We start from the raw sequence: 3,088 nt of genomic DNA on the forward strand, positions 1-3,088 counted from the left end.
ATGTCTGGTTTGGTAACTGAGGTTGATAAGCAGCGCTCTAAACTGGGTTCTGAGCAAAATGGTCTAGCATCTACTATTCGTTCTAACACTGCTAGTAGTCAGTCATCATGAAAAAATAGAGTGTTAAACTTGTTCTCAAAAGGTGGAAGTCACCTGACCAGTTGAGGACAATCTGAATGAAAAAACGTTATGTAGTGAAATTGACTGAGGAAGAGCGTAATCACTTAATTGATCTGGTTACACGAGGCCGTGTAGCCGCTTATCGTCGACGTCATGCAGAAGCTTTGTTACTGGTTGACGAAGGTGAGCATGGTCCTTCTCTTACTGATCGTAAAGCTGCCGAAAGAGTGAGATATAGCCGGCGTACTATTAGCAAATCCGGGAACGCTGCGTGACAGAGGGGCTGGCACAAGCACTTGAGCGTAAGAAACGAAGTCGTGAGCGTACACCACGTGTAAGCGCTCATTCTGAGGCGTTCTACTTACATCCAAACCGCTCGATTAATCTGGTCTCATCCTTTAAACAAGATGAGACCTTATACCATGTCCCAATATACTCGACGCTCACCTGAGCAATGGAAAATACTGATTCAACAGTGGCAAGAAAGTGGATTATCAGCCCCTCAGTTCTGTGAACAGAATGAGGTCGGCTATGCCAGCTTTTGTAACTGGCGTAAACGATTCAATGCTCATGACTTGCCTGCTGAAGGCTTCTCTTCTGAGGCTCAGTTCATCGATCTGCAGTCACTCACTGCAACTTCAGCAGATGATTCCAAAGGCTGGAACATTGTGCTCAGCCTGGGCAACGGCGTTGAACTGCGTCTGTCTCAGAGTTGATGTTTACCCCTGCCAGTCAGAGCCGGATATAGCTCTGCACACAACCCGTAGACATGCGTAAATCCTTTGACGGCCTAAGTGCTCTGGTCAGAAATCAGATGAAGTGTAACCCCGTGACCGGTGATTACTTTATCTTCGTGAACCGGCGAAAAACGCAGATGAAGATTCTTTACTTTGATGTCACCGGCTTTTGTCTGTGGGCTAAACGCCTCGAACAAGGCCAGTTCAGGTTCACGCCTTCACCTGACGGACAGCGCCGTATTCGGGCGGTTGATCTTCAACTCTTGCTCGAAGGCATTGAAATCCAAAAAGCCCGACAATTTAAGCGTTATCGGCATGGCACTTCGACTTAACATGGGCATAATGATGCGTATGAAAGAGACTTCAACGCCCTCAGCAGAACCCAACCTTCAGAACATGAAAGTGCTCCTGGAAGAAAACGCTGCCCTCAAACGTCGGGTGGAGTGGTTCGAACGCCAGTTCTTCGGACAAAAGTCTGAAAAGCGCCCTGTGGATCCCCCTTTACAGCATAGCCTGCTGGGTGATCTGCCTGCCTCCATCGAACCCGAGGGTGAACAGACTGAAGTGACTTACATCCGGGGTAAAGCACCGAAGCACCGTCCTGAAGACTGCGTGAATGATAGCGGACTACGCTTCAACGATCAGGTGCCCGTTGAAGTCATTGAACAGGATGCGCCAGAACTACAGGGACCCGATGCGGATCAATACGTGGTGATCCGCACTAAAACCACCTTCCGGCTGGCTCAACGCCCTGCCAGTTATGTGGTGTTGCGCTATGAACGTCCCGTTGTGCGTCGTAAAGACAAGACTCAGCCTGAAGCCAGTCCGGCACCGGATAATGTACTGGACAGAAGCTTATCCGATGTCAGCCTTCTGGCCGGTATGCTGGTCGATAAGTTCCAGTTCCATCTGCCGCTTTAGCGCCAACACCAGCGTATGGTGGCTGCGGGCATCACAGTCAGTCGTGCGACCCTGACCAACCTTGTAAAACGGAGCATTGATCTGCTGCGTCCTATTGTTGCGGCCCAACTGATCAGCGTCCTGAACAGCCAGGTGCTGGCCATGGATGAAACCCCGATCAAGGCGGGAAAAGCAGGCAAAGGCAAGATGAGTAAAGGCTGGTTCTGCCCCCTGTATGGTGATCAGGATGAGATCGTGTTCACCTTCTCGAAAAGCCGTGGCCGCCAACAGATCGAAAACACCTTAAAGCAGGACTTTAAAGGCACACTGATCAGTGATGGTTATGCGGCGTATGCCAGCTATATCGAGAGGAACAAAGAGATCACCCATGCCCAGTGCTGGGTACATAGCCGTCGAAAGTTTATAGAAGCCGAAACAGAGTACCCGGATCGGGTCAAAGAAGCCTTGGCGATGATCGCCACCTTGTATAAGGAAGAGAGGATCGAAGCACAGGGTTCAGATGAGACCAGCAAACGGGAGCGGCGGCTCGAAAAGAGCAAGCCCGTGGTGGATCGGTTCTTTGAATGGTGCCAACAGCAACTGAATCTCGGCGACCTACTGCCTTCGAGTCCGTTACGAAAGGCGCTGAACTATGTTATCAGTCGTGAAACTGAGTTGAGGGTCTTTCTTGAAGAACCCAATGTCCCTCTGGATACCAATCATCTGGAAAGAGCACTGCGTCCTATCCCAATGGGCCGTAAAAACTGGCTGTTCTGTTGGACAGAGGTGGGTGCGGAGCATGTGGGCATTATCCAGAGCCTGATCTGCACCTGTAAACAGCATAACATCAATCCTTATACCTATCTTACGGACGTGTTGCTGCGTATAAACCAGCACCCTGCGAGCCAGGTTGAAGAACTGACACCTCGGTTATGGAAAGAGAAGTTCGCTGAAAGTCCACTGCGCTCAGATCTGGCCAGTCAATAACGCCTCTAAATGAACGCTTACCTACGAGAGCCTCATGGCTAAATGCAGTTGAAGGCTGGTTTGCTCAGCTGGAAAGGCGATCACTCCATCGAGGAAGTTTTAATAGCACGGAAGAACTCAGGAAGGAGATTAAGCGCTTCATCAAGGCTCATAATGAGGAAAGCAGCAAACCTTTTATCTGGAAGAAGTCAGCAGAGGCCATCTTAACATCTGTAGCGGAGGCTAAACTGAGCTCGTTAAATAAAGGCTCTTTGGGGTGGTCTAATAGATGTAACCAGTCCAGTTAAGGATAATTCCATTAACTGGAGAGAAAATAATGACCAGAAAAAGTTACACCAAAGAAT

The 3,088-nt window shown here is 49.4% G+C and carries 2 protein-coding genes and 3 pseudogenes; all 5 read left to right on the forward strand.

Annotation, left to right across the window (positions count from 1 at the left end; all coding sequences use genetic code 11):
• The first annotated feature begins 176 nt into the window (after nt 1-176).
• On the forward strand, nt 177-395 hold the full coding sequence (locus H579_RS26490; protein WP_051227884.1) for a hypothetical protein: 219 nt from the start codon (nt 177-179) through the stop codon (nt 393-395).
• A gap of 147 nt (nt 396-542) precedes the next feature.
• A complete protein-coding gene (tnpA, locus tag H579_RS0118515; RefSeq protein ID WP_028301898.1) occupies nt 543-836 on the forward strand; it encodes an IS66 family insertion sequence element accessory protein TnpA in 294 nt (97 codons plus the stop codon).
• Nucleotides 837-880: 44 nt separating this feature from the next.
• Nucleotides 881-1,189 (forward strand): annotated as a pseudogene (gene tnpB, locus H579_RS26495) (IS66 family insertion sequence element accessory protein TnpB); the annotation flags it as partial.
• Nucleotides 1,190-1,202: 13 nt separating this feature from the next.
• Nucleotides 1,203-2,744: pseudogene (gene tnpC / locus H579_RS29740) on the forward strand (IS66 family transposase).
• A gap of 20 nt (nt 2,745-2,764) precedes the next feature.
• A pseudogene (locus tag H579_RS29745) lies at nt 2,765-3,031 on the forward strand (hypothetical protein); the annotation flags it as partial.
• Nucleotides 3,032-3,088: the final 57 nt, after the last annotated feature.

Source organism: Oceanospirillum beijerinckii DSM 7166 (assembly GCF_000422425.1).
Classification (GTDB): domain Bacteria; phylum Pseudomonadota; class Gammaproteobacteria; order Pseudomonadales; family Halomonadaceae; genus Oceanospirillum; species Oceanospirillum beijerinckii.

Coding starts and splice junctions, on each gene's coding strand:
- H579_RS26490 (WP_051227884.1), top strand. CDS start 177: ATGAAAAAACGTTATGTAGTGAAATTGACTGAGGAAGAGCGTAATCAC.
- tnpA (WP_028301898.1), top strand. CDS start 543: ATGTCCCAATATACTCGACGCTCACCTGAGCAATGGAAAATACTGATT.